The 366-nt window shown below is 67.8% G+C and carries 1 protein-coding gene; it reads right to left on the bottom strand.

The genetic code is table 11. The features are described from left to right. Positions 1–366: condensation domain-containing protein (locus MOV75_RS42105; protein ID WP_247008782.1), on the bottom strand; the 366-nt coding region annotated here is incomplete at both ends.

Consider the following 366-nt stretch of genomic DNA (forward strand, 5'->3'; position numbering starts at 1 on the left):
CTCCGGCAGCATCGCAAGCTCCGACAGCGGACGGTCCGCGTCAGCGACTGCTTCCATCAACATTTGCGTCAGATGCTCCGACAGCCGCTTCACCGTCGCGGCGTCGAACAGGTCGGTCGCATATTGGAAGAAGCCGCGCAGGCCCTCCTCCGCCTCGTGCAGATAAAGTGCGAGGTCCAGCCGCGACAGCGCCGGTCCGAGCCCGCCGGCGGCCTGGTCGCCGAGATGGCCGAGCGTCAGCCCCGGCAGCTCGATCTTCTCCTGCGGCACGTTCTGCAATGCGAACAGGACCTGGAAGATCGGATGGCGGCTCGCCTCGCGCGCCGGCTGCAGCTCCTGCACCAGGCGCTCGAACGGCAGGTCCTG

Origin of the sequence: Bradyrhizobium sp. PRIMUS42, from assembly GCF_023006515.1 — a bacterium.
Classification (GTDB): domain Bacteria; phylum Pseudomonadota; class Alphaproteobacteria; order Rhizobiales; family Xanthobacteraceae; genus Bradyrhizobium.